At 63.1% G+C, this 23,269-nt stretch carries 21 protein-coding genes and 1 pseudogene; 10 read left to right on the top strand and 12 right to left on the bottom strand.

Features of this window, described 5'->3' with window-relative positions; all coding sequences use genetic code 11:
* The first annotated feature begins 3 nt into the window (after positions 1 to 3).
* From ABIA90_RS03830 to ABIA90_RS03820, 3 genes are all read left to right on the top strand, one after another.
* Positions 4 to 861 carry a hypothetical protein gene (locus tag ABIA90_RS03830; protein ID WP_063984030.1) on the top strand — a complete coding sequence of 286 codons (858 nt, stop codon included), beginning with the start codon at positions 4 to 6 and terminating at the stop codon, positions 859 to 861.
* Positions 862 to 1,157: 296 nt separating this feature from the next.
* Entirely contained in the window at positions 1,158 to 1,763 is a 606-nt protein-coding gene (locus ABIA90_RS03825; protein WP_354117349.1) for a hypothetical protein, read from the top strand.
* Positions 1,760 to 2,047: a hypothetical protein gene (locus tag ABIA90_RS03820; protein ID WP_208086091.1), complete on the top strand. Its 288-nt coding sequence runs from the start codon at positions 1,760 to 1,762 to the stop codon at positions 2,045 to 2,047. The genes ABIA90_RS03825 and ABIA90_RS03820 overlap by 4 nt, the downstream gene beginning before the upstream one ends.
* Here ABIA90_RS03820 and ABIA90_RS03815 read toward each other — a convergent pair.
* From ABIA90_RS03815 to ABIA90_RS03800, 4 genes are all read right to left on the bottom strand, one after another.
* A complete protein-coding gene (locus tag ABIA90_RS03815) occupies positions 1,996 to 2,430 on the bottom strand; it encodes a YunG family protein (protein WP_354117348.1) in 435 nt (144 codons plus the stop codon). The two genes, ABIA90_RS03820 and ABIA90_RS03815, sit on opposite strands and share 52 nt — an antisense overlap.
* A gap of 524 nt (positions 2,431 to 2,954) precedes the next feature.
* Positions 2,955 to 4,046, bottom strand: a complete 1,092-nt coding sequence (locus tag ABIA90_RS03810; RefSeq protein ID WP_014496209.1) for a TRAP transporter substrate-binding protein — start codon at positions 4,044 to 4,046, stop codon at positions 2,955 to 2,957.
* A gap of 194 nt (positions 4,047 to 4,240) precedes the next feature.
* Positions 4,241 to 5,383 (bottom strand): Mrp/NBP35 family ATP-binding protein, encoded by a 1,143-nt coding sequence (locus tag ABIA90_RS03805; protein WP_247306983.1) that lies wholly within the window; start codon positions 5,381 to 5,383, stop codon positions 4,241 to 4,243.
* Positions 5,384 to 5,491: 108 nt separating this feature from the next.
* Positions 5,492 to 5,929, bottom strand: a complete 438-nt coding sequence (locus tag ABIA90_RS03800; RefSeq protein ID WP_063984035.1) for a VOC family protein — start codon at positions 5,927 to 5,929, stop codon at positions 5,492 to 5,494.
* Between the two features lie 189 nt (positions 5,930 to 6,118).
* Between ABIA90_RS03800 and ABIA90_RS03795 the strand changes: the two genes are divergently transcribed.
* From ABIA90_RS03795 to ABIA90_RS03775, 5 genes are all read left to right on the top strand, one after another.
* Entirely contained in the window at positions 6,119 to 6,991 is an 873-nt protein-coding gene (locus tag ABIA90_RS03795; RefSeq protein ID WP_354117347.1) for an NAD(P)-dependent oxidoreductase, read from the top strand.
* A gap of 22 nt (positions 6,992 to 7,013) precedes the next feature.
* Complete coding sequence (gene nhaD, locus ABIA90_RS03790) at positions 7,014 to 8,291, top strand: sodium:proton antiporter NhaD (protein ID WP_354117346.1); 1,278 nt, start codon at positions 7,014 to 7,016, stop codon at positions 8,289 to 8,291.
* A gap of 137 nt (positions 8,292 to 8,428) precedes the next feature.
* Entirely contained in the window at positions 8,429 to 10,024 is a 1,596-nt protein-coding gene (locus tag ABIA90_RS03785) for a sensor histidine kinase (protein WP_028159846.1), read from the top strand.
* 44 nt (positions 10,025 to 10,068) lie between these two features.
* Positions 10,069 to 10,272: a DUF1289 domain-containing protein gene (locus tag ABIA90_RS03780; protein WP_028146760.1), complete on the top strand. Its 204-nt coding sequence runs from the start codon at positions 10,069 to 10,071 to the stop codon at positions 10,270 to 10,272.
* Between the two features lie 28 nt (positions 10,273 to 10,300).
* Complete coding sequence (locus tag ABIA90_RS03775; protein WP_063984038.1) at positions 10,301 to 10,840, top strand: TIGR02281 family clan AA aspartic protease; 540 nt, start codon at positions 10,301 to 10,303, stop codon at positions 10,838 to 10,840.
* A 108-nt stretch (positions 10,841 to 10,948) separates the two neighbouring features.
* On the opposite strand, the gene ABIA90_RS03770 is transcribed toward ABIA90_RS03775, so the two are convergent.
* Together ABIA90_RS03770 and ABIA90_RS03765 are read right to left on the bottom strand one after the other, a co-directional pair.
* Positions 10,949 to 11,311 (bottom strand): hypothetical protein, encoded by a 363-nt coding sequence (locus tag ABIA90_RS03770; RefSeq protein WP_354117345.1) that lies wholly within the window; start codon positions 11,309 to 11,311, stop codon positions 10,949 to 10,951.
* Between the two features lie 45 nt (positions 11,312 to 11,356).
* The gene (locus tag ABIA90_RS03765) at positions 11,357 to 12,820 is read right to left on the bottom strand and encodes a hypothetical protein (protein WP_354117344.1); all 1,464 of its coding nucleotides are present in this window, start codon (positions 12,818 to 12,820) and stop codon (positions 11,357 to 11,359) included.
* 488 nt (positions 12,821 to 13,308) lie between these two features.
* On the opposite strand from ABIA90_RS03765, the gene ABIA90_RS03760 reads away from it, so the two are divergent.
* Positions 13,309 to 13,977, top strand: a complete 669-nt coding sequence (locus tag ABIA90_RS03760; RefSeq protein WP_038943855.1) for an outer membrane protein — start codon at positions 13,309 to 13,311, stop codon at positions 13,975 to 13,977.
* Positions 13,978 to 14,029: 52 nt separating this feature from the next.
* On the opposite strand, the gene dusA is transcribed toward ABIA90_RS03760, so the two are convergent.
* Complete coding sequence (gene dusA / locus ABIA90_RS03755) at positions 14,030 to 15,025, bottom strand: tRNA dihydrouridine(20/20a) synthase DusA (protein WP_354117343.1); 996 nt, start codon at positions 15,023 to 15,025, stop codon at positions 14,030 to 14,032.
* Positions 15,026 to 15,157: 132 nt separating this feature from the next.
* Here dusA and ABIA90_RS03750 point away from each other — a divergent pair.
* Positions 15,158 to 16,342: pseudogene (locus ABIA90_RS03750) on the top strand (aconitase family protein); the annotation flags it as partial.
* Positions 16,343 to 16,747: 405 nt separating this feature from the next.
* On the opposite strand, the gene ABIA90_RS03745 reads toward ABIA90_RS03750, so the two are convergent.
* From ABIA90_RS03745 to nac, 5 genes are all read right to left on the bottom strand, one after another.
* Positions 16,748 to 17,449: an HpcH/HpaI aldolase family protein gene (locus tag ABIA90_RS03745; RefSeq protein WP_354117342.1), complete on the bottom strand. Its 702-nt coding sequence runs from the start codon at positions 17,447 to 17,449 to the stop codon at positions 16,748 to 16,750.
* A gap of 16 nt (positions 17,450 to 17,465) precedes the next feature.
* The gene (locus ABIA90_RS03740; protein WP_354117341.1) at positions 17,466 to 18,269 is read right to left on the bottom strand and encodes an SDR family NAD(P)-dependent oxidoreductase; all 804 of its coding nucleotides are present in this window, start codon (positions 18,267 to 18,269) and stop codon (positions 17,466 to 17,468) included.
* A 7-nt stretch (positions 18,270 to 18,276) separates the two neighbouring features.
* Positions 18,277 to 19,959: a hydantoinase B/oxoprolinase family protein gene (locus ABIA90_RS03735; RefSeq protein WP_354117340.1), complete on the bottom strand. Its 1,683-nt coding sequence runs from the start codon at positions 19,957 to 19,959 to the stop codon at positions 18,277 to 18,279.
* A 13-nt stretch (positions 19,960 to 19,972) separates the two neighbouring features.
* On the bottom strand, positions 19,973 to 22,039 hold the full coding sequence (locus ABIA90_RS03730; RefSeq protein WP_354117339.1) for a hydantoinase/oxoprolinase family protein: 2,067 nt from the start codon (positions 22,037 to 22,039) through the stop codon (positions 19,973 to 19,975).
* 163 nt (positions 22,040 to 22,202) lie between these two features.
* Positions 22,203 to 23,141 (bottom strand): nitrogen assimilation transcriptional regulator NAC, encoded by a 939-nt coding sequence (gene nac, locus ABIA90_RS03725; RefSeq protein ID WP_231145246.1) that lies wholly within the window; start codon positions 23,139 to 23,141, stop codon positions 22,203 to 22,205.
* Between the last annotated feature and the right edge of the window lie 128 nt (positions 23,142 to 23,269).

Here is a 23,269-nt window from a genome sequence, read left to right as displayed (position 1 = left end):
CTCATGATAACAATTCCAGAACTGACGTCCCAGGCGCTCGGTGCGTTCCTCATCTCGGAGACAAAAGGCCGCTTCGGCTCATCGCATGCCAGCTTGCCGGAATTGCTCCCTTACGCGGCGAAGCTGGCCCTGGAATGTATCGGCAACAGCGATGCATTGTATCACAACGTGGAGCACACCCTGTTGGTCACGCTGGTGGGGCACGACATCCTGATCGGCCGCTCACTTCTGAGGCAAACCACGGCCAGCGATTACGCTCACTTTATCCTGGCCTGTCTGATCCACGACATCGGCTACGTTCGGGGCGTCATCTACGGAGACCAGGAGGGCGCCTATGTCGTTGATGGTACCGGCCGAACGGTTGAGTTGCCGGTCGGCTCTTCCGATGCAGCGCTTGCGCCCTATCACGTCGATCGCTCAAAATTGTTCGCGGTGGAGCGCCTCGACGCAGTCGACCAGATCGACGCCGCGCGCGTTGCCCAAGCCATCGAATATACCCGCTTTCCCTATACAGACGCACCAACGAGCGAACTCAAGGATGATCTGGACGAGGAAGAAGGTTTGTTGCTCCGCGCCGCTGATCTGATCGGCCAGCTCGGCGATCCGAACTACATGAAGAAATCAAATGCGCTCTTCTATGAATTCGAAGAGATAGGGCTCAACAAATCGCTCGGATACGCCACACCCGCGGACGTGGTGCACAAATATCCGCAGTTCTACTGGACCAAGGTCGCACCGCAAGTCCCGACGGCGATCCGTTATTTGAACGTAACCTCGAGCGGAAGACAATGGATCAGCAACCTGTATGGCAATGTCTTCCGCGCCGAGCGAGAGGTTAGACTATCTGGTCCGCAGCTGTAGATCGGTGGTCACCGCCTTGGCCTTCCTCCGAAAACATCTGGCGGGCCCGCGTCGGCCATGGCCTCGCGATTACAGTACGCATCGTCAAAACCTCATGTTCAGGGAGGGCGACAGCATGGCAAGAGCTCGCAGGATGACGCGGCGCCCTACCATCCTGCGCCCGCTTCATTCAAAATTGAGCATTCCGCGCATTATCGGTTGTTTCAATTATATTTACAACCTAGTCACGCTTGAGCGGTTCATCATCGACGGGCGCGCCGCGCGGAAGTCCGCTGCGGCACCGGGGATCCAGTCACATGAAGCGAAAGCTTGTTTGGAGCAGCGCGCTGAGCCGGATCGTTTTTGCTCTCGCCGCAACGATTTTCATCGCATCGGAGAGCCATGCGCAGTCCGGACAATCGAAGAGTACCGGTGCGATTTTGCCGGATGTCGCGATGCTGATTCATGGACCGTTCGGTGAGGACTCGTACAAGCTGACCAGTACAGCGGATGATTCCGTCACACTCGAAGAGTTTGGCGACCGGCGCATGCGTCTTGAGATACGTCAGATTCCAGACAAGAAATGCGTCTTTCTTTCCACAAGTCAGGAGAAGGATGGGTTCAACGTCGTGCAATTGGATTTTACGAAGTTCGACGGGACTTATCAGCTGTGGGAAGCTTGCCGCGGGCCGGCCGATGCTCCGCCTGACAACAGATGCACCTATTCTCTTCATTTCAGTTCGCAGAAGCGGGCATTCTGTCATTCGCGGCGTTCACAGTTGGACTCCGACGTGAGCAAGATGCCGTTTCCCGATGAAGCCTGCCAGCCGTACGCGCTCGGTGCGCGAGCAAAGCAATTCTACACCAAATACATCGATGCCTTCGAGCGCATCAAGGAGCAGTGCGGGGGTAACAGCCGATGACCGACGGCGAACAGAAGCTCCTGATCGCGCTTGTTCTGATGGTCAACCAGCATCTGGACGAGTACGGCGACGAAGTGGACTCCATTTCGGTGTCTGCTGGCGAACATGCGATTGAAGCGCTGGCGGATTATGGCCTGATGGAGGTCGTCAACACGCGGTTCGGCCGATGGACGGATGCGGGTAAGCAGTTTCGCCGAGACGTCGCAGGAATACGCGATCCGCAGCCGATCGATTATCCGGGGCAGATACGATTGGTCGGGAAGTCGGACCCGGAGGCCGACTGACGGACGCCGGGCAAGCCCGCCGTCCCACCAGCCGGGATAGTACTAGTACGGTGCCGCAGAAAAGCGGCTCTGAGTTCGGCCAGTTGGTCGCTCGTTGCTCCCGGCTCTGCGTCGGCTTGATCTGTGAGCAAGTCGACGTAGGCAATCGGCTGATCGAACTGGCTCGCCGTGAAGTCATACCGCCGTCCTTCGATCCGATTGTAGAAATGATCGCCCGCCGGCAGAGGCGTTTTCAGCAACTCGCCGCCGAAGAGTTCATGAACGAGCAGCGCCGTGACGTTGCACTGTCCTGCCGCCGGATTGCTCGCCGTCCATTGGCTGGAAGTCGACAGCGACCATGCCTTACGCAGCGCGCTTTGAACCTCATCGGGATCGAAGCTCATCGTTACCTCAAGGGATCGGCGCCGAAGTATCTATTTCGGATTATACGATTATCGCTTTTTGCCACTGTTTTGCCCGACGTGTCAAACGGCTTCGCTGCTGGGTTGAGCCCCGACTCCATGCCACTCGTCATTGCGAGCGTAGCGACTTGTCCGCCGAAGCCTCGGCGAAGGCGGAAGCAATCCAGAAACCCTCCGCGGCGACAGTCTGGATTGCTTCGTCGCAAGGGCTCCTCGCAATGACAATGTGGGAACAGAGGCGCGCCAAATGACGATGTCATTCCAGATGCCGCGATCAGGCCAAATCGCCGCGTTGGCCCCGGCTGCGCGACGATTGCCCCTTCCTGCTGATTTACCCCAACCGTCCAAATGGTTGGCGGCATCCAGAGGGCCACCTGCCCTGACCCCGCTTCTACTGTGCATGGGGTTGTTTTTCATATTTTTGTTTGGGCGGCCGCTGGCGGCAAAGAAAAAGCCCGGCCTCGCGAACGAGGCCGGGCTCTGTCGTCTTGCGACGTTTCGAAAGATCAGCCGCGGGTGCGCGAGCGGATCATGAAGCTGTCGTAGGTGTATTCGGCGACCTGCCACCACAGATATTCGTCGGAGCGGTAGGCCTGCATGGCGTCGATCGACTTCTTGAAGTCGGGGTTCTTGGCCGAGATCTCGCCCCACAGCTCGTTGGTCGACTTGAGGCAGGCCTCGAGCACTTCGTTGGTGAAGGGACGAAGCTGGGTGCCGCCGGCGACCAGACGCTTCAGCGCCGCCGGGTTCTGCATGTCGTAGCGCGCGGCCATCCAGCTGTTGGCGTTGGCCATCGCGTTGGTGAGGATCGCCTGGTAGTTCTTCGGCAGCGAATTCCACTTGTCCAAATTGGTGAAGGCGTGGACGGTCGGACCGCCTTCCCAGAAGCCGGGATAGTAGTAGTACTTGGCGACCTTGGCGAAGCCGAGCTTCTCGTCATCGTAGGGGCCGACCCACTCGGCGGCGTCGATGGTGCCCTTCTCCAGTGCCGGATAGATGTCGCCGCCAGCGAGCTGCTGCGGCACGACGCCGACCTTCTGGAGCACCTGGCCGGCGATGCCGCCGATGCGCATCTTGAGGCCGGAGAGGTCCGCAACGGTCTTGATCTCCTTGCGGAACCAGCCGCCCATCTGGGTGCCGGTGTTGCCGCAGGGCTGACCGATCACGTTCGACTTCTTGAAGAACTCGTTGCCGAGTTGCTCGCCGCCGCCCTGGTACCACCAGGAGTTCTGCTGGCGCGCGTTGAGGCCGAACGGCACCGAGGCGTAGATCGCCCAGGTCGGGTCCTTGCCGACATAGTAGTAGGAGACGGTGTGGCACATCTCGACCGTGCCGTTCGAGGTCGCGTCGAGCGCCTGGAGGCCGGGGACGATTTCGCCGGCGGCGAACACCTGGATCTGGAATTTGTTGTCGGTCATCTCGGCGACGTACTTCGCCAGCTGCTCGCCACCGCCATAGATGGTGTCGAGCGACTTCGGGAAGCTCGACGTCAGGCGCCACTTGATCTCGGGCATGGACTGCGCGATCGCCGGCGAGGCCACCGCGGCGGTCGCCGCCGCGCCTGCTGCCGACACTTTCAGGAAATCACGACGCTTCATCTTCAGGTCTCTCCTTGTTGGGGCGTTTCCCCTAAACTTCCTCGTTGTCGCCGCTCGTTCCGGCGACGCGTTCTAAGCCGCGTCGAACCGAAGGGGCTTGACTGCCGTGGCCTTTAACACGGAAGCCCCGCTTTCGGAACGCGACAATGGCATGACGGGGCTCTACGAAAGTCGCATGTCCCCAAAAGACCGGCTCAGGCCGCAGCGATAACGCCTTTGAGCTGGTCCCGGACCTGCCCCGCAATGGCGCGATAGATCGCCGCATGAGGGCCGTCCGGCTCGCTGTCGACCACGGGATTGCCGGCATCCGAGGTGGCGCGAATCGCCATGTGCAGAGGGATCTCGCCCAGGAACGGTACCCCGAGCTTCTCGGCCTCGTGGCGCGCGCCGCCATGGCCGAAAATGTCCGATTTCGTGCCGCAATGCGGGCACTGGAAGTAGCTCATGTTCTCGACGATGCCGAGCACGGGCACGTTGACCTTCCTGAACATCGCAAGCCCCCGCCTTGCATCGATCAGGGACAGGTCCTGCGGGGTCGAGACGATCACGGCGCCCTTGAGCGGTACATTCTGCGCCAGCGTGAGCTGGGCATCGCCGGTACCGGGCGGCATGTCGACCACGAGTACGTCGAGGCTCCCCCATGCGACGTCGCGCAGCATCTGCGTCACCGCCGACATCACCATCGGACCGCGCCAGATCATCGCGGTCTCTTCCTCCACCAGGAAGCCGATCGACATGATGGCGAGGCCAAAGCGTTTGAGCGGAATCATCTTGCGCTCGCCGTCCAGCGCCGGCTTCTCGTGGAGGCCCGTCAACCGCGGCACCGAGGGGCCGTAGATGTCGGCATCGAGCAGCCCGACCCTGAGGCCGAGGTCGCGCAGGCCCAGCGCCAGGTTGAGCGCGGTGGTCGACTTGCCGACGCCGCCCTTGCCCGAGGCAACCGCGATCACGGCAGCGACACCCGGAATCTCGGACTGGCGCGCCATCGGCGATTGGGCGCCGCCCTGCGGCGGTGGCTTGTGGGCGTGGACCGGCTGCACGCCCGGCGTGCCGCGGCTCGGCGTTGGCGGCGGAGGTGGTGTCGCACCCGGCTTGCGCTCGGCGGTCAGCGCCACCATCACGGTGGTGACACCGGGAATGGCGCGCACCGCGGCCTCGGCCTCGGCCCGGACGGATTCCCAGGCCCGCGCCTCGGCGGCATCGACGTTGATCGAGAAGAACACCTTGCCGTCGGCCGCGCTGATCGCGCTCAGCACATTGGCATTGGTGAGCGCGACCCCGCGGGGCGACTTGATCCTGGCGAGGCTGTCGAGAACCTGTTGCTGCGTCACGCTCAAAGCGCATCTCCTGAACAGAGCATGATCCGGAAAAGTGTGGAGCGGCTTTCCGATCAGATCACGCTCAAGGCTTGAGGATGCCCCATTAGAGCGGAAACGGCCAAAAGGCTACTGCTTGCCGATATCGTCAGCCATCTCCGCGGGGGCAGCCCCCTGCTCCGCAGCGGCCTCGTAATTGAGCTCGATCATGACCCCGTTGGGGTCGTGGACGAAGATCTGCCAGAGGTCGCCGCCCGGCACCTGGCGGGAGTCGAATTTCATGCCCTTGGACGTCAACCGCTGCTTCATGCCGTCGAACCCGCGGCTGACGAAGGCGACGTGGTGGACAACGCCGGAATCCGGCTTTTGTGGCTCCGAGGTCGGGGAAATATCGACGAGGTGCACCACCGCCTTGCCCTCGCTGTACATCCAGGCCCCCGGGAAGGCGAAATCGGGCCGGGCGCCTTTTTCCAGGCCCAGCACGTCCTCATAGAAGCGGACCGTCTCGGCCAGATTCCGGGTCCGGATGTTGAAATGATCGAGGACACCAACGCTCACGCCGCCCATGCTTTCGCTCCCTTTTTTTATGTAGGACCTTAAGTCCCGCCATCCTAGCACAGGCGGCTGCCAAACGAAGCCGTTGCCCTCTGGCCTCAAGGGTTTATGGTGCGCTCCTAATCCGCCCTCATAGCGGAACCAGGCGCCCCCTCGCCCGGCAAAAACCGTAAAACCCAAACTACGGACAAGGTACCACACATGGCTAAAGTCGCTTTCCTCGGTCTCGGCGTGATGGGCTTCCCCATGGCCGGACACCTCGTGAAAAAAGGGGGCCATGAGGTCACCGTCTATAACCGCACCGCGGCCAAGGCGAAGGAATGGGCGGACAAGTTCGGCGGCAAGACCGCGGCGACCCCGAAGGCCGCGGCCGAGGGCCAGGATTTCGTGATGTGCTGCGTCGGCAACGACAACGATCTGCGCGCGGTCACGATCGGCCCCGACGGCGCGTTCGCCGGCATGAAGAAGGGCGCGACCTTCGTCGACCACACCACCGCCTCCGCCGAAGTCGCGCGCGAGCTTGACGCTGCCGCCACCAAGGCCGGCTTCAAGTTCATCGACGCTCCCGTCTCGGGCGGCCAGGCCGGCGCCGAGAATGGCGTGCTGACGGTGATGTGCGGCGGCGCCGAGGGCGCCTATGCCGGCGCCGAGCCGATCATCACCGGCGCCTACGCGCGGATGTGCAAGCTGCTCGGGCCCGCCGGGAGCGGCCAGCTGACCAAGATGGTCAACCAGATCTGCATCGCGGGTCTGGTCCAGGGCCTCTCCGAGGGTATCCACTTCGCCAAGAAGAGTGGCCTCGACGTCGCCGCCGTGATCGAGACCATCTCCAAGGGCGCAGCGCAGTCCTGGCAGATGGAGAACCGCTACAAGACCATGAACGAGGACAAGTATGATTTCGGCTTCGCGGTCGAATGGATGCGCAAGGACCTCTCGATCTCGCTGGCCGAAGCCCGCCGCAACGGCGCCAATCTGCCGGTGACCGCGCTGGTCGACCAGTTCTACGCCGAGGTCGAGAAGATGGGCGGCAAGCGCTGGGATACGTCGAGCCTGCTCGCGCGCCTGAACCGCTGACACCTGTCGAACTGATCCCGCCTTGCTGATCGCGATCGCCGTCATCTTCATTCTGGCCTATGCGGCGATCGCGCTCGAACACCCACTCCGGATCAGCAAGAGTGCCACGGCGCTGATCGGCGCCGGGCTGCTCTGGGCGATCTACGCGGCCACGATCGGCGACCACGCCATGGTCGGCCGGCAGATCGACGAATCCGTCGTTTCCACCGCGCAGATCGTGTTCTTCCTGATCGGCGCGATGACCATCGTCGAGGTGATCGACGCCCACGACGGGTTCGAGGTCATCACCTCCCGCATCAGCACGACGAGCCAGGTCCGCCTGATGTGGCTGATCGGCTTCGTGACCTTCTTCCTCAGCGCGATCCTGGACAATCTGACCACCACCATCGTGATGGTCTCGCTGATCCAGCGGCTGATCGCCAGGCGCGACGACCGCCTGCTGTTCGCTTCCCTCATCGTCATCGCCGCCAATGCCGGCGGCGCCTGGACCGTAATCGGCGACGTCACCACGACCATGCTGTGGATCGGCGGGCAGATCACGCCGTTGAAGATCATGGGCTCGGTGTTCCTGCCCTCGTTGGTCAATCTGCTCGTGCCGCTCGCCTTCATCAGCCTTCTGGTGAAAGGCAAGACCATCGCGCCGCCACCCAAGGACGACGGAGTTCAGCTCGTCGGGTCGTTCGAGCGCAATCTGATGTTCTATCTCGGGCTCGGTGTATTGATCGCCGTGCCCGCCTTCAAGGCGGTCACGCATCTGCCGCCCTTCATGGGCGTGCTGCTCGGGCTCGGCATCGTCTGGCTGATCGGCGAGGTCGTTCACCGCGACAAGGACGAGCATGTCCGCCGGCCGCTGACGCTCGCGCATGCGCTGACGCGGATCGACATGAGCTCGATCGTGTTCTTCCTCGGCATTCTGCTGGCGGTCGCCTGCCTCGAACATGCGGGCCTCCTGTCGATGCTGGCGCGCTGGCTGGAGGCGACGATTGGCCGCCAGGACGTCATCGTCGTCGTGCTCGGCCTGCTCAGCGCCGTCATCGACAACGTGCCGCTGGTGGCGGCGACCATGGGCATGTACGACCTCGGCCACTACCCGCCCGACAGCTTCCTCTGGGAGTTCATCGCCTATTGCGCCGGCACCGGTGGCTCGATCCTGATCATCGGCTCGGCCGCGGGCGTCGCCGCCATGGGGCTCGAGCGGATCGAGTTCCTCTGGTACGCCCGCCGCATCGCCATCCCCGCGCTCGCGGGCTATCTGGCGGGCGCGGTGGTCTACGTCGCCCAGCATGCGGCACTGCACTGACCGGCACTGCGCGCGTTCAAAATTAACGCCGGGTTAACGTAATTCTTTAGCTCCTTAAGTCACCTCTTAAGGATTTCTTGCCAGAGATAGACAATGCAGAAGGCCCGCCTTTGCGCAGGCAGGAATGTTGTTGTTCGATGAGTAAACCCGCTGAAAAGCCAGAGGTCGTACAGCTTCCGGCCGAGCCGGTGAGCGCGCCATCGGCGAGCAGCCGCCGGGCTGCGTCGCAGCGGGTACGCGAGGCGCGCGACAAGTTAACGTCGACCAGCGGAACCCGGCCGGCTTTCGACGCCGAGATGCTGCGCCAATATGCCCAGACGCGGCTGTCGGCCTCCTATGTCGTGATGCTGCTGGTGGTCGCCACCGGCGTGCTGTTCGGGCTGTGGATGCAGCCGATCCCGGCCGCGGCCTGGACCGCCGGCATGCTCTGTATCCACGCCGCGATGATCCGCAGCTGCCACCGTTTCCTGGCTGAGGCCTCCTCGCCCGCGGCGACGCGCGCCTGGCGGACGCACTTCGTCGTGCTCGACCTGCTCTATGGCCTGTGCTGGATGGCGATCCTGATCCATCCCGTGCTCGACATGGTCACGGAAACGCTGATGATGTTCCTGATGCTGCTGGTGATCGCGGTGTCGAGCATGCTGGCCGCCAATCTGCCGATCGCCGCCCTCGCAGCCACGGCGCCGGTCGCGGTCGCGATGGCGCTGAGCTTTGCAATCACCGGCGCGCTCGACAATTACATCCTGGCGGCGCTCGCGCTCGCAGCCGAAGGCTATTTCGTGCTGCTGGCGCACCGCCTGCACTCCTCGACCTTCGCCACGCTCGAGGCACGTGCCGAGAAGGACGCGCTGATCGGCGAGCTCGAACAGGCCAAGGCGATCTCGGACGAAGCGCGCCACCGCGCCGAATCCGCCAACGTCGCAAAATCACGCTTCCTCGCGCAGATGAGCCACGAGCTGCGCACGCCGCTGAACGCGATCCTCGGCTTCTCCGAGGTGATGAAGAGCGAAATTTTTGGCGCGCACGCGGTGCCGGTCTACAAGGAATATTCCGCCGACATCCATAATTCCGGCGTGCACCTGCTCAACCTCATCAACGAGATCCTCGATCTGTCGCGGATCGAGGCTGGCCGCTACGAGCTCAACGAGGAAGCGGTGTCGCTGGTCGGCATCGTCGCCGACTGCCATCATTTGATGAAGCTGCGCGCCTCGAGCCGCGGCATCACCATCCACGAGGTGTTCGAGCAGGCCATGCCGCGGCTCTGGGCCGACGAGCGGGCGATCCGCCAGGTCGTGCTCAACCTGCTCTCCAACTCGATCAAGTTCACCCCGCAAGGCGGCGAGATCTGGCTCAAGGCCGGCTGGACCGCTTCGGGCGGGCAATATCTCTCGGTGAAGGATTCCGGCTCCGGCATCCCCGAGGACGAGATCCCGATCGTGCTCGCCTCGTTCGGCCAGGGCTCCAACTCGATCAAGTCGGCGGAACAGGGCGCAGGGCTCGGCCTGCCCATCGCCAAGAACCTGATCGACCTGCATGGCGGCACATTCACGCTGAAATCGAAGCTGCGCATCGGCACCGAAGTGATCGTCACCTTCCCGCCGGAGCGCGTGATGAGTGCGCTGGCGCCGATGTCGGACGATTCTCCGCCGCTCCAGCCGGACAGTTCCGCGGTGCCCGACGAGAAGCGCCGGCCGCGCCACAAGCCGATCATGAGCGCAGGTACGGGCTCTTAACGAGATGCTTGCAGACATGCCCGACGATCCCCCACTATGGCCACATGAGCAAAGAAACGCCGTGCGTCGCCGTCTGCATGATCGATCCCAAGACGCGGCTGTGCTTCGGCTGCGGCCGGACCTTGCCGGAGATCGCGCGCTGGCACGCCATGGAGAGCACGGAACGGCTCGCGGTGATGGCGCTGTTGCCGGCACGCATGGCGGACGCGGGTTTGCAGCCGATCGCGGGATCGCCGAAACGCGCCTGACCGCCCTGCGTCGCCTCGGAGGCGCGCAATGATCCGCTTCCTGCTCGTTCTCGTCATGCTCGCCGGCACGGCCGGTGCCGTTGTCGCCTATGGCGATCCCGACCGGATCGCGCGCGCGAGCAACAAGGTCTCGCACATGTTTCGCGCGCAGATCGCCTCCCCGGCCCCGGCCGTGCAGATCCAGCGCGGCCAGGGCGGCGAATTCGCGCTACGTGCGAAGATCAACGGCGTCGCCGCGCCGATGGTGATCGATACCGGCGCGACCTCGGTGGTGCTGACCTGGGAAACCGCGAAAGCGATCGGACTGCCGCTCGAGATGCTCGAATACGACGTCGATCTCGAAACCGCGGGTGGCCACACCAAGGCAGCCCGCCTTACGCTCGACCGTCTCTCCGTCGGCCACCTCGTCGAAAAGTCGGTGCCGGCCCTCGTCGTGCCGCGCGGGCAGATGAAGACCAATCTGCTCGGCATGAGCTTCCTCGACCGCCTGGAGAGCTGGGGTGTGCGCGCCGACAAGCTGATGCTCACAGGCTACCCGGAATTGCCCGATCGCCGCGCGCTCCGATAATTCGCTGCCCGCCCCATGCGCACGATCGGGGCCCAATCGGCCGGGACTGCCTGAGCCGCATAACGCGATCGGCGTTTGTCAAATCGCCCTTGGCCGCTCTGGCGCCAGTCAAACTGACGGAGCCGCGCCATCCAAACAGCCCCGCTTGATCCAGTCCGCGATCTCATCGATATCGGCATCTGCAAAGAAAGAATTCGCGTTGAGCGGCATCCGGCCGAACCGCGCATTCGGGTCGTTTGCATCGAAATCCGGCGTATCGCCCCGTAGGGCGTGAATCATGATCGAGTTGTCTGGATCGCCAACGACGACGACACGCTGCCCCTTGACCGTGCCGTCGGTGACGAACGTGGTGTGGGTCATCTCGCGCCACCAGCGGCCATGGCCCGACAGGTCCGGGTCTGCGCCGACCTTGGTACAACAGGCGTCCATGAAATTCTGGAAATCTGCATAGGTCGTGATTTTGCCTGCCATGTCCGATCTCCCAACCGCTTTGTCACTTCAATTCGGAACCAAACATCACTGACGTTGAAGCACGCGGGCCAATGCCTGCACCATCGGGTCATTGTCGAGGGCGGTCCTCGCCGGCGACCCAGCCTGATTGGTTTTTCGTGATGCCGTCTTGGCGCTGGCCCCTGTCGATAAGGGCGCTGCAATCCGCCGGAATGCCGCGGATGCCAGCATTTGCTGCGCTGGGTCATGTGCATCGAGTGCCATGAACGCGACGAAGTCCCGGCCGAGCTGATTTGACACGGCCTGATGGCATTCCATGCAGCTGGAGCCGTTCCGCTGCTGGTAGGTTTCCATCGTCGTGTTCGCCAGGGTCGAACCAACTCCCAGCGGGAACGGTCCTCCTGCGTTCGTCGGACTTGGTGTCCCCGGCGTGCTTGGCCATTGCGTCATGATCAGCATGTAGTTGGCCCAGACCGTTCCCCTGATCTCGGGGAGATTCCAATACGCCCGGTTCATCTGCATCGTATCGGGCTGGATCGGTTGCAGACGAACGACCTGCATCGGATCCGGGTTATCGCTTGGAGGATTGTCGTCGGAGATCATCTTGGGGGCCGGCGTCGGCGCGAGCCCCGGAGGCGGAGATCCGGAGTTGAACGAGTAAGGAACCTGCGCCGCCTTGGCGTCCGGCTCATCATTTTTTGGTGGAACGTTATCGATATGCTCGAACGAGCTCCAGATCCATTGCGGCCGGAGCTTCGTCTTGATCACGATATGGAGGCCGACGAGCGCGATGTCCCGCTCGTTGCAAACGATGCTTCCGCCGCGCGTCGTCGCGACCGGATCAAAGACCATGGCTTTGGCGATGTAATAGCGGCCGCGGTCGATCCCATCGTTTGGCTTGAGCACCCGCCAGGCAGCTTTCAGCTCAATTGAACCATCCCGAAACGCTCCGGGTTTCGCTGCGGTGGGCAGATTCTGCTTGATGTACCACTTGTTGTTGTCATCGACGATTGAATCGAACTGCTCTCGGTTAAAGCGAACCTCGTAGCGGCTGTACATCCGGCTCTGATCAATCAGCGGATTGGCAAGGCGGGCCAGCGTGAAGGCGGCCTGATTGAAATCCGCGAAATGGCTGAATGCGCTGAGCGTCTTGGTCTGGTTGGTGACAGAGCCTCCGCACGGGTTCGTACCGTCGTAGCTGGCCCATGATGCCGGTTTCGGCGCGCCCGGCGCAAAGACCTCGTAGCGCGCCTTGTAGGTCTCCCAGACGCGGGGGCCCGCGTCGCCGAGCTTCTTGGTCCGATCGGGCTGCCCGCGGTTTGGGGCGCCATCCATAGCCGGCCAGTTCAACGCGACGAAGGCGCGCCAGCTGAAATTGTCAAACCGCGGAAACGGATTGCCAGGCGCATCCGGGACATCATCGATGCGGTCTGGCAGCGCCTGCGGCGTCACATCCTGCGCCGACGCATTGCGCGGACCGAAAAATATCGAGACGCTCACCAGGATCACTATGGCCATGAAAATTGGCATCGCTGGTCCCTCATCAAATCGACCCACATGAAGGGCCCGAACCCAACGTCTCCGACGCGAAAACAACCGCGAACGTCACCGCATGAAATGCTGCGAGGGCCGAAGGATCGTCGGACGAGTAAATAACAGATCAATAAACAATCTTAGATTGCAGAACGCATCCTGTCTAATGCTTTATTGTCGCAAACCCTCTCGATCCACCCATCATTGCGATGTCGAGCATGCGCGACGCCAGAGGCATGTCGGCTCGTCATCATGACGGACAGCGGCCGATCTGGCGCCTCGTAAGGCCACCTTTGCGCCAGCGCGCTGCGCAACATCGGCGCGGCTGCCGGCCAACCGCCTAACCCCGAGCCCCGCGAACAATCCATCGATGTGGCATTTCCTCTATTTACAAACCGCCTAGTCGGTTTATAACGATCTCATTCCCGGATCGGGGTTGGACAAGGCTGCTCCGTGAGGTGCGGCCAAGTGGGAGATTGAGAAGCATGACTGCCAGAGCCGCCTTACGCCGCACGATGCGCGCCCTGCCCTTTGCCGCGGTGTTCGCCGCAAGCAGCGCCTGCGCTGCCGACCTGTCGCCGCGCTACGCCGCGCCCTCCTCCGCCTACACGGCGCCGCAGCCGGTGTATTCGTGGACGGGTCTCTATGCGGGCTTCAACGCCGGCTACGCAGAGAGCGGCGACGACGCGTTCAATAATCTCGTCGGCATCAGCGGCGGCAAGGTCAAGGGCGCCGTTGGCGGCGTGCAGATTGGCTACAACTACCAGCTCTCGCCGATGTTCGTGGTCGGCATCGAGAATGACTTCGAGGGCGGCGACATCAAGAACCACGACGCGCTCAACAGCGCCGCGGTGAGCATCCCCTGGTACATGACCGGCCGCGCCCGCGCCGGCATCGCGACGATGGATTCACGGCTGCTGTTCTTCGGGACCGCGGGTCTTGCCACCGGCGAGTTGAAGGACGGGCCGATCAACAAGATGAAGATGGGCTGGACCGCGGGCGGCGGCGTCGAATGGGCGTTCCTGCCGAAATGGTCGGCCAAGGCCGAATATCTCTACACCGAGTTCAAGCACGACGATCTGCCGGACTGGAACGCCGCCAAATTCCACACCTTCCGCGTCGGCGTGAACTATCATTTCGATCTGCTCCGCTGACGCGGATCGACGAGGAGCCGGATTTTGCGATCCGGCTCTTCACCCGTTTGGGCTAGGCCGCGGCCTCCGCCGGAGCGCGCGCACCGACACGCGCGATCGCATCGCGCAGCACGTCCACACCGGCGCCCGGGTTCACCCCCTGCTCGGCAAGATGGCGGCGGAAGGCGCGCGCGCCGGGCACGGCGTGGAACGCCCCGACGAAATGCCGCGTGATCGCATGCAGCCGCGTGCCCCGCGCAAGCTGCTGCTCGATATAGGGCATCATCGCTTCGAGCGCGTCCTGCATCGTCGCATGCGGCGCCGCTTCGCCGAAGATGTCTTGATCGACGGAGAGCAGCCGCCATGGCTCCTGATAGGCGGCGCGGCCGAGCATCACGCCGTCGACGTGCTCGAGATGCGCTTTCGCCTCGTCGATACCGGGGATGCCGCCGTTGATGATGATGGGCACATCAGGCATCGCGCGCTTGAGGCGATAGACGCGGTCATAGTCGAGCGGCGGGATGTCGCGGTTCTCCTTCGGCGACAGACCGTTGAGCCAGGCCTTGCGGGCATGCACGATCAGCGCATCGCAGCCTGAGGCGACCACTCCGCGCGCAAGCGTATCGAGCGCGACCTCCGGATCCTGATCGTCGATGCCGATGCGGCATTTGACGGTGACGGGAATGGAAACCGCGCCCTTCATCGCGTCGACACATCGCGCCACAAGCTCCGGCTCCGCCATGAGGCAGGCTCCAAAGCGGCCATCCTTCACACGATCCGACGGGCAGCCGACATTGAGGTTGATCTCGTCATAACCGAACTCTTCGCCGATCCGCGCGGCCTGTGCGAGCTCGCGCGGATCCGACCCGCCAAGCTGAAGCGCCACCGGATGCTCGACCGCGTCGAACCCGAGCAGCCGCTCCCGATCGCCATGAATGATGGCGCCAGTCGTCAACATCTCCGTATAGAGCAGCGCCCGCCGCGTCAGATGGCGATGGAACACCCGACAGCGGCTATCGGTCCAGTCCATCATGGGGGCTACGGAAAAGCGATAGTCTTGATATTCCAACGAGTTATCCTATTCTTACAATGGACTAGAGCAGGAACAGGTGCACACGTGTGCACTCCAAACTAGCCAAAATTGCACACGTTTGTACCGCATTTGATCTCGCGGTGCACACGTAGCGCACACGAAATCGGGGTGGAGTATGGCTGCACCACTTGCATCGGCAATTCCGGGCCGCTCGCGCCCGTGATGGCCGATGCCGTGACATCGCAAAAAATTGCGCCGGTTGCGGTGCTCTCCGGCAATCGCAACTTTCCCGGACGCATCCACAGCCAGGTCGAGAACGGCTTTCTTGCCTCGCCACCGCTGGTCGTCGCCTTTGCGCTTGCCGGCGATGCGCGGCGGGATATCCTGCATGATCCGATCGGACGCAGCAGTGATGGCCGCGACATTCATCTTGCCGATCTCTGGCCGAGCGGCGCTGAGATCGATGCTGCCCTGGCCGAGGCGCGAGACGTCAGCGATTACGCCGCCGCCTATGACGCCGCCGAGGCGAGCGCCGACTGGGCCGCGCTCGATGCGCCCCGCGACACGCTGTTTCCCTGGGATCAGGCCTCGACCTATATCCGGCGGCCGCCATTTGCGAGCCTCGGCAAAGGCACGCGTCTCGGCCATTATGCCGCGACGCCGCTGCTTGTGCTCGGCGACGATATCACGACTGACCACATCTCGCCGGCCGGTGCGATACCGGCGAGCGGCGACGCTGGCGAGTATCTCGTCGCGCGTGGCGAAGCACCGCATGATCTCAACGTCTTCGCCTCGCGCCGCGGCAATTGGGAAGTGATGCTTCGTGGTCTCTTCACCAACAAGAGCGTGCGCAATCTCCTCGCACCCGAACTCCGCCCCGGCACCACAATTCACGCCGGCTCCGGCGAACGCCTGTCGCTGTGGCGGGCCGCCGAGCGATACGCCAAAGAAGGCCGCTCCGTCGTTTTGCTCGCCGGAGAGCGCTATGGAATGGGCTCATCGCGCGACTGGGCGGCTAAGGGCGTGGCTCTGCTCGGCGTCCGTGCCGTGCTGGCCCTCAGCTTTGAGCGCATCCATCGCTCCAACCTGATCGGCATGGGCATCTTGCCGTTGCGATTGCCCTCCAATCGTCGGCCTCAAAGTCTCAACCTACTCCCGAGCGACACGATCGAGATCGATGCTCCGCTCGATGCCATCCGCCCCCGCGGGAGTGTGACTGTACGCCTCCATCGCGGCGAAACCGAGTTGGACAGCTTCCAGGCGACCGCCGCAATCGAAACAGGCCTCGAGTGCGAGATCCTCTGCGCCGGCGGCCTACTGCCTCTGATCCTACAAGGCACTCTAGGATCGTGAATATTTGCGGGCCATGGCGTCAAACATCGTGGCGCTTGAATGCTGGTCAACCATAGTTCGCCTTGGCCCTTGGTTGCATGCACTCGGAAAGGTCGGCACACCGCCATCGTCGGCAATCATTGCATGCGGCTGATGATCTCCGCGGGTATGACGACGCGGCAATGCCCTTTTGGGCGCACGTTTCGGCGTTCAGGCGGCGCTGATGGCTGCAGGCTCGGTTTGTCGACGATGTTCAGGGCACTAAAGGGATAGCCACGTTTGTCGAGGATGGATTTTCTTTGATCTCCCGGTGCACACGTCGTGCACACGCCGCCCTCTAACCGTTTGAAAAACTTAAACTCTCGCTCCAATCCATCATCGGCAAGTTTGCGCTAGTTTCAGCCACCGAGCTCCAACTCGATCCAATCACCGAACGAGCATCTTTTTGACGCCAATCAGTCCAACACGAAGGAAAGGGTCGGAGTGGATGTAGAAATACCGAACCCCCTGCTCAAGCCAGGACGGCAGCTCGTCCAGCGTGACGAGCGTACCTGCGACCTTTCCGGAGGCGCGGATCTTCTTCACTGCAAACGCGACCCGCTCCATCACGGCCTGCGGCCGCGGCTGACCGAACGGCGGCGCCGGCGGATAGCCCATGTTCTGCGAGAGGTCCCCGGGCCCGATGAAAAAGACATCAATTCCCTCGACCGCGGTCAGTTCTTCGATGTTGTCGATCGCCCTGGGAGTCTCGATCATGGCGATGACCAACCGCTTTTCGTAGTCGGCGGGACAGGCATAGCGGACGGCATCGACGATGGCACACGCCTGGTCCGCGGTATCGACCATCGGCACCATCAGTCCGTCCGCGCCGGCGTTGAGATAGCGGATCAAGACCGGCCGCTCGTGGGAGTGGGGGCGAACGATCGCGGCGCCCCCTGCGCCACGAACGGCCTGGGCGGTAACGCGGACATCCTCAAAGCTCCAGGTGCCGTGCTCGCAATCCACGAAGATGGCATCGGCACCGAGTTCCACCAGGCGGACCGCCAGCCCCGACGAGGCGTGATGCGGCGTAAGCATGGTGACCGCTTCGCCCTTGGCGAGACGCTCGCGCAATTTAGCTCCGTTCATTGGGGGTCCTTCTCTGTCAGGTCTTCGGCTTGTCGCTGAGGCCTTCGGGCGCGCCGACCCAGCGCGCGGCCTCGATGTCCGCGGAGGTGTCGCGCATGAAAGTCGGGCAGATGTGCAGCTCGGGGATCACCGCGCCCTTCTGCAGGCTGGCGCAGAGCAGAACCGCGCGCGCGACGTCGTGTGGATGGAGCATCACGGCCCGCTCGCCTTCGAGCGGCGGCCGGGCGCGATTGTCCATGATCGGCGTATCGGTCTCGCCGGGCAGGATGGTCGTCGCACGGATGCCCTGGTTGCGGTAGGTGGTATGCAGGAAGCTCATGAAGTTCTTCACACCGGCCTTGGCTGCGCCATAGGCGGCGCCGCCGAGCAGGTTCGGATTGACGACCGCGAGCGACGAGACGGTAATTACCGTGCCCTCCTTCTTTGCGATCATATCCTCCAACACGGCCTGGGTCAGATTGAACACCGCGGTGAGATTGACGTTCACTGTGGCATTCCACTCGGCCTCAGTGATGAAGCGGGCGTTCAGCACCTTGCTGGCACTGCCGGCGTTGTTGACGAGAATATCGATCGCCCCAACGTTGCGCCTGGCCCAGGCGACCGTCTCCAGAATCGCCTCGCGCGACGCGACATCCAGCACGCGGGCGACGGCCTTGCCGCCCGCATTCTCGATGACAGCGACGACGTCCCGCAGCGGATCGATTCGACGCCCGGTCAGGACGACCGTTGCGCCTTCCTGCGCCAGCAGGATCGCGGTCTCACGTCCGATCCCCGTTCCGGCGCCGGTGACAAGCGCGATCTTTCCATCGAGCAGACCCATGACATTCCTATTCGGCGGCAGTCGCCGCCACGTTTGAGCGCTGATAGCCGTAAATCTGCCTCGCCGCCGCAGGCGTGATCAAGCCTTCGGCGAGGTCGAGCTCGATTGCGGCCGCCGAGCGCTCGGACGTCCGCCCCCATCCGCCACCGCCGGGCGTCTCGACCTCCAGACGGTCACCCGTCTTCAGGACCACCTTTCCCTTGGGAAATTGCGGATCCCCGTTCTTGTACACCTTGCCGGCACTGCCGGACTTGCCATCGACGACGCCGAAGCAGGGATGACGTACGCGCTCCGACGCCAGATAAATGTTCATCGGATTGCGCCCGAGATTGCGCAGCACGACACGCTGGCCGAGGCCGCCGCGGCTCTTGCCGGCGCCGCCGGAGTCCGGAATGAGTTCCTTGCACTCGGTGAGCGCGGGTACCGCGATCTCGAACATCTCAATCGCCGTGACCCTGCAGTTGGATGGGAAGCTCAACGTGTCCAGGCCGTCGAACTCCGCACGTGCGCCCTGCCCGCCGTGAAAATTCTGCACCGAACCATATTGCGAACCGTCGTCGCGCCGTCCCACGCAATTGGCGGCCCAGATCGGCGCGCCGCCGCTATCGCCCATCACCTTATCCGGCACCACGCCTTCCAACGCCTTGAAAATCAGCGATGGGATGACATGCCCGATCAGGTTACGCGAATTTCCCGCCGTCCATTCCTCCGGATTGAGAATCGAGCCGAGCGGCGCCTCGTCCGTGATCGGCGTGATGCAGCCCTCATTGTTCGGCGTGTCCGGGTCGAGCAAGCATTTCAGAGCATAGACCGAATGGGCGTAGCGATAATTGGTCCGGCAGTTGATCGAGTGAAGAATTTGCTCGGATGTTCCGGTGTAGTCGACGTGGATGGAATCGTCGCGGACGATCACAGCCGCCTTCAGCGTCACATCGGTATCGTAGCCGTCGAGCAGCACCTCGGCATTATAGGTGCCATTCGGCCATTGCCGGATGGCGCGGCGGGTCTGCGCTTCGGAGCGGGTGTGGATCGCGTCAGCCAGCTCGTCGATGCCATCGAGATCATATTCGTCGAGGAATTTCACCAGTTCGCGGCCCATGACATTGTTGGCCGCGACCATGGATTCGAGATCACCCATCACCTCGGTCGGAAGGCGAACGGAGGCGGCAATGATGTCGAGCACGTCCTGGTTGGGGACTCCGGCCTTGTGCAGCTTCACGATCGGGAAACGGATGCCCTCCTCGAAGATGTCGCTGGCCTCGGAATGCAAGGGAGCACCACCGATATCCGGCAGATGCGCGATCGAGCCGGCATAGGCCACCACCTTCCCCTTCTTGAAGATCGGCGTGATCATCGTCACGTCAGGCAGGTGCCCGGTGCCGATCTCCGGATCGTTGGTGGCGAGCACGTCGCCTTCTTGCAGGGTCCCGGCCGGAAACTTCGACAGGAAGTATTTCTGCGCGGCGACCGGCAGCGAGGTGATGAATACCGGGATCGACCAAGTGCATTGCGCCAGCGCGCGGCCGCGGCTGTCGAGCAGCACGGTGACATAGTCGTGGTTCTCGCGCACGATCGGCGAGAACGCGGTGCGGCCGAGCACGATGTCGGCCTGGTCGGCGATGAAGATCAGGCGATTCCACATCACCTGCAAGTTGATGGGATCGTTGAAATCGGCGGCGTTCACGGACATAGGTGCGTCGTCCTCAGGCGATGTTGATCACGAGATTGCCGTTGATGTCGACGTGAGCCGTGCCGCTCGGCCCGACGACCGCGGTGGATTCCCGCTGCTCGACAATGGCCGGGCCCTTGATCTCTTCGTCGACCAGCAGCTTGTAGTGATCGTAGACCGGCGTTTCGACGAAGCCATTGCGCTCGCTGAAATAGACCGAACGGTTACCTTTCTTGGCCTCGGCAGCATGCCGCGTGTGCGGGCGGGTCACCTGATCCTTTTGTCCGCTGGAGCGCAGACGCCAGGTGATCACCTCGACCGATGAACCCGAGACAGTGCGGCCGAACAGTTCGCGGTAGAGCTTGTAGAAATTGGCGAGAAGCTCTTCGTGGAACTGCTTCGGCGACAGGCTGCGATCCGGCAGCGCCACCGTGATCTCGTGGCCCTGGCCGACGTGACGCATGTCGACGGTGTAGGTGTTGGTGATCGTCTCGGGCGCAACGCCGGCGGCGCGGACGACATCCGCGCCCTGCGCTGCGAGGTCGCCGAGCAGGCGATCCATCGCGACAAAATCCCAATTGTCGACCTGCATCGGAAAGCTCGCGGAGAGATCGACAGCCACCGGTGCGATCAGCAGGCCGATCGCCGAGGTGACGCCGGCGCCGGTCGGACAGATGATACGCTTGATGCCGAGCTTGCGCGCGATGCCGTAGGCATGCACCGGGCCTGCGCCGCCGAAGGCGACCATCGGCAGGCTGCGCGGATCGACGCCGAGGTCGGTCGCGTGCACCGCCGCCGCCTTGCTCATGGATTCATTGACGAGATCATGGATGCCGAAGGCGCAGCGGGGCACGCTGACGTCGAGCGAGGCCGCCAGCTTTGTCATCGCCGCCAGCGCGGCGTCCTTCGACACCTTGAACGAGCCGCCGACGAAGGATTCGGTGCCCATATAGCCGAGCAGGATATCGGCATCAGTGACGGTCGGCTCGGTTCCGCCGCGCTGATAGGCGGCCGGCCCCGGCATCGCGCCCGCCGAGCGTGGCCCGACATCGAGCAGGCCCAGCGGGTTCTTCGCCGCGATCGAGCCGCCGCCGGCGCCGATCTCGATCATGCGGATCGACTGGATTTTCAGCGGGAAGCCCGAGCCCTTGCGGAAGCGATGATAATGCGCGACCTCGAGATCGGTACCGACCGTCGGCTCGCCGTTCGGGATCAGGCACAATTTGGCGGTGGTCCCGCCCATGTCGAAGGACAGCACGCTGCCCTCGCCGGCGATGTGGCCGAATTCGGCGGCAGCAACAGCGCCTGCGGCCGGACCCGACTCAACCAGGCGCACCGGCAACTCCGCAGCGCGGCTGCTTGGCACGAGGCCGCCCGACGACGTCATCCACAGCACCTGCCGACTGATCCGCTTGGCGGCGAACTCACGCTCGAGATGTGCGACGTGTCCCGACATCTGCGGCCGCGTATAGGCGTTGACGACGGTAGTCGAGGCCCGGTCGAATTCGCGCACCTCCGGGCAGACTTCGGAGGATAGTGACACAAAGATATCTGGGTCTTCCTCACGCAGCAGTGCGGCGATGCGCTGCTCATGATCAGGATATTTGTAGGCGTGCAGCAGGCAGACGGCGACGGATTTGATGCCCCCCTCGCGCAGCCGGCCGGCGATCTCGCGGACCGTCTCCTCATCCAGCGCCGTGATGACCTCGCCATCGGCAGCGATACGCTCGACCGCGCCAAAGCTGTTGGCACGCGTCACCAGCGGATCGGGATATTTCAGGTTCAGATCATAGAGATCGTAACGGCCTTCGTTACGAATACGCAGCATGTCCTGGAAGCCGGCGGTCGAGATGAAGCCGGTCTTGACGCCCTTGCGCTCCAGCACGGCATTGGTGACCACGGTGGTGGCGCCGAGCACCTGAAGCCCGTCGAGAGCGACGTCGTCTCCGAATTGTTCGAGCAGCTCGGACACGCCACGAACCACGGCCTCGGCTGGGTTGGCCGGCGTGCTCAGCACCTTGTGGAGATGCAATTCGCCCTTGTCGTCGAGCAGCGCGAAATCGGTGAAGGTTCCCCCGGTATCGAATGCGAGCTTGGCCATCTTTGTCCTCGAAGCGATTGCCTTCGAAGGTAGAAAATGCGGTTGCGGCCGACCACCACAACTCCCGTCTGCCGCCATAGGTTTTGTTTATGGCCTGACGAAACCGGCGCGATGCAGCCGCCGCGCACGGCGTTGCCCGGACTCTGGCCTGCAGCCGTGTTGCCTAGACCGCTTTGATGCCCTGCGGGTGGCTGCGCATCAGCTTCTCGACCACGGTCAGAAGCACCGAGCGCGTGGCGAGCGCGGGCTCCGACAGCGGCAGATGGTCCGAAATACACAGGGAGACGGTCGCCTCGATCGCGGGACGTACCAGCCGCCGCACTTCGACCCCGCCAAAGCTCGACGCGGTCGCTGCGACCGAGGCCGGCAGGATGGTCGAGCCGAGGCCCTCGGTCACGGCCGCACCGAGCGCGGAGACGGATTCGATCTCGGAGGCGACATTCGGCTTCACCCGTGCCCGCGCCAGCGATTCATCGATCAAGCGCCGCAGGAAATGCCCCTGGCTCGGCAGCAACAGCTTTACGTCGGCCAGCGCGGACAGCGGCAGCGGCTCGTCGGTCGGCTTTTTCGCGACAGGCCCCGCCGGCGAAACGAGATACAACTCCTCACGGAACAGCGGCTGCAGCTTCACGCCTTTGATCGGGCCGGAGCCGTAGATCATGGCCATGTCCATCCTGCCGGTCATGATCAGCTCGCTCAACACATGGCCAAAGCTGTCGTTGATATGGACGATGATCTGCGGATGCAGCGTCGACATCTCCTTCAAGATCGGCAGCGACAACGTGCTCGATGCCGAATAGGTCGCAAGCCCGATCGACACCCGCCCGGCCAGCGCCTTGGTCGATTGATCGATGTCGATCTGTGCCTGCTCGATCTGCTTCAGCAGCAATTGCGCGTGGCGGTAGAGGATGAGGCCGGCCTCGGTCGGGACGATGCCGTGATTGCTGCGCAGCAACAGCTTGTGCTTGAAGTGAGTTTCAAGGGCTGCGATCTGCTGCGACAGCGCCGGCTGAGCCGTGCGGAGCAGCCCGGCGGCGCGCGAGACGCTGCCGGCATCGACCACCTTGACGAAGCTCTTCAGCTTCCTGAAATCGACGCTCATCTGTGTCGAACGCTGGTCCTGAACCGGACGGGCAACGCCCGCGCGGCCGTTCATGAAAACACGATCTGGATCGACACTATCCTTTATCTACGCCATTGATTTCAATCGGTTTCGTCGCCTGCGCGCCG

The sequence above is a fragment of the Bradyrhizobium sp. LA6.8 genome (genome assembly GCF_040547935.1).
GTDB classification, from domain to species: domain Bacteria; phylum Pseudomonadota; class Alphaproteobacteria; order Rhizobiales; family Xanthobacteraceae; genus Bradyrhizobium; species Bradyrhizobium barranii.
The sequence above is the reverse complement of the archived record's forward strand: the minus strand, read 5'-3'. Positions and strand labels throughout refer to the sequence as shown.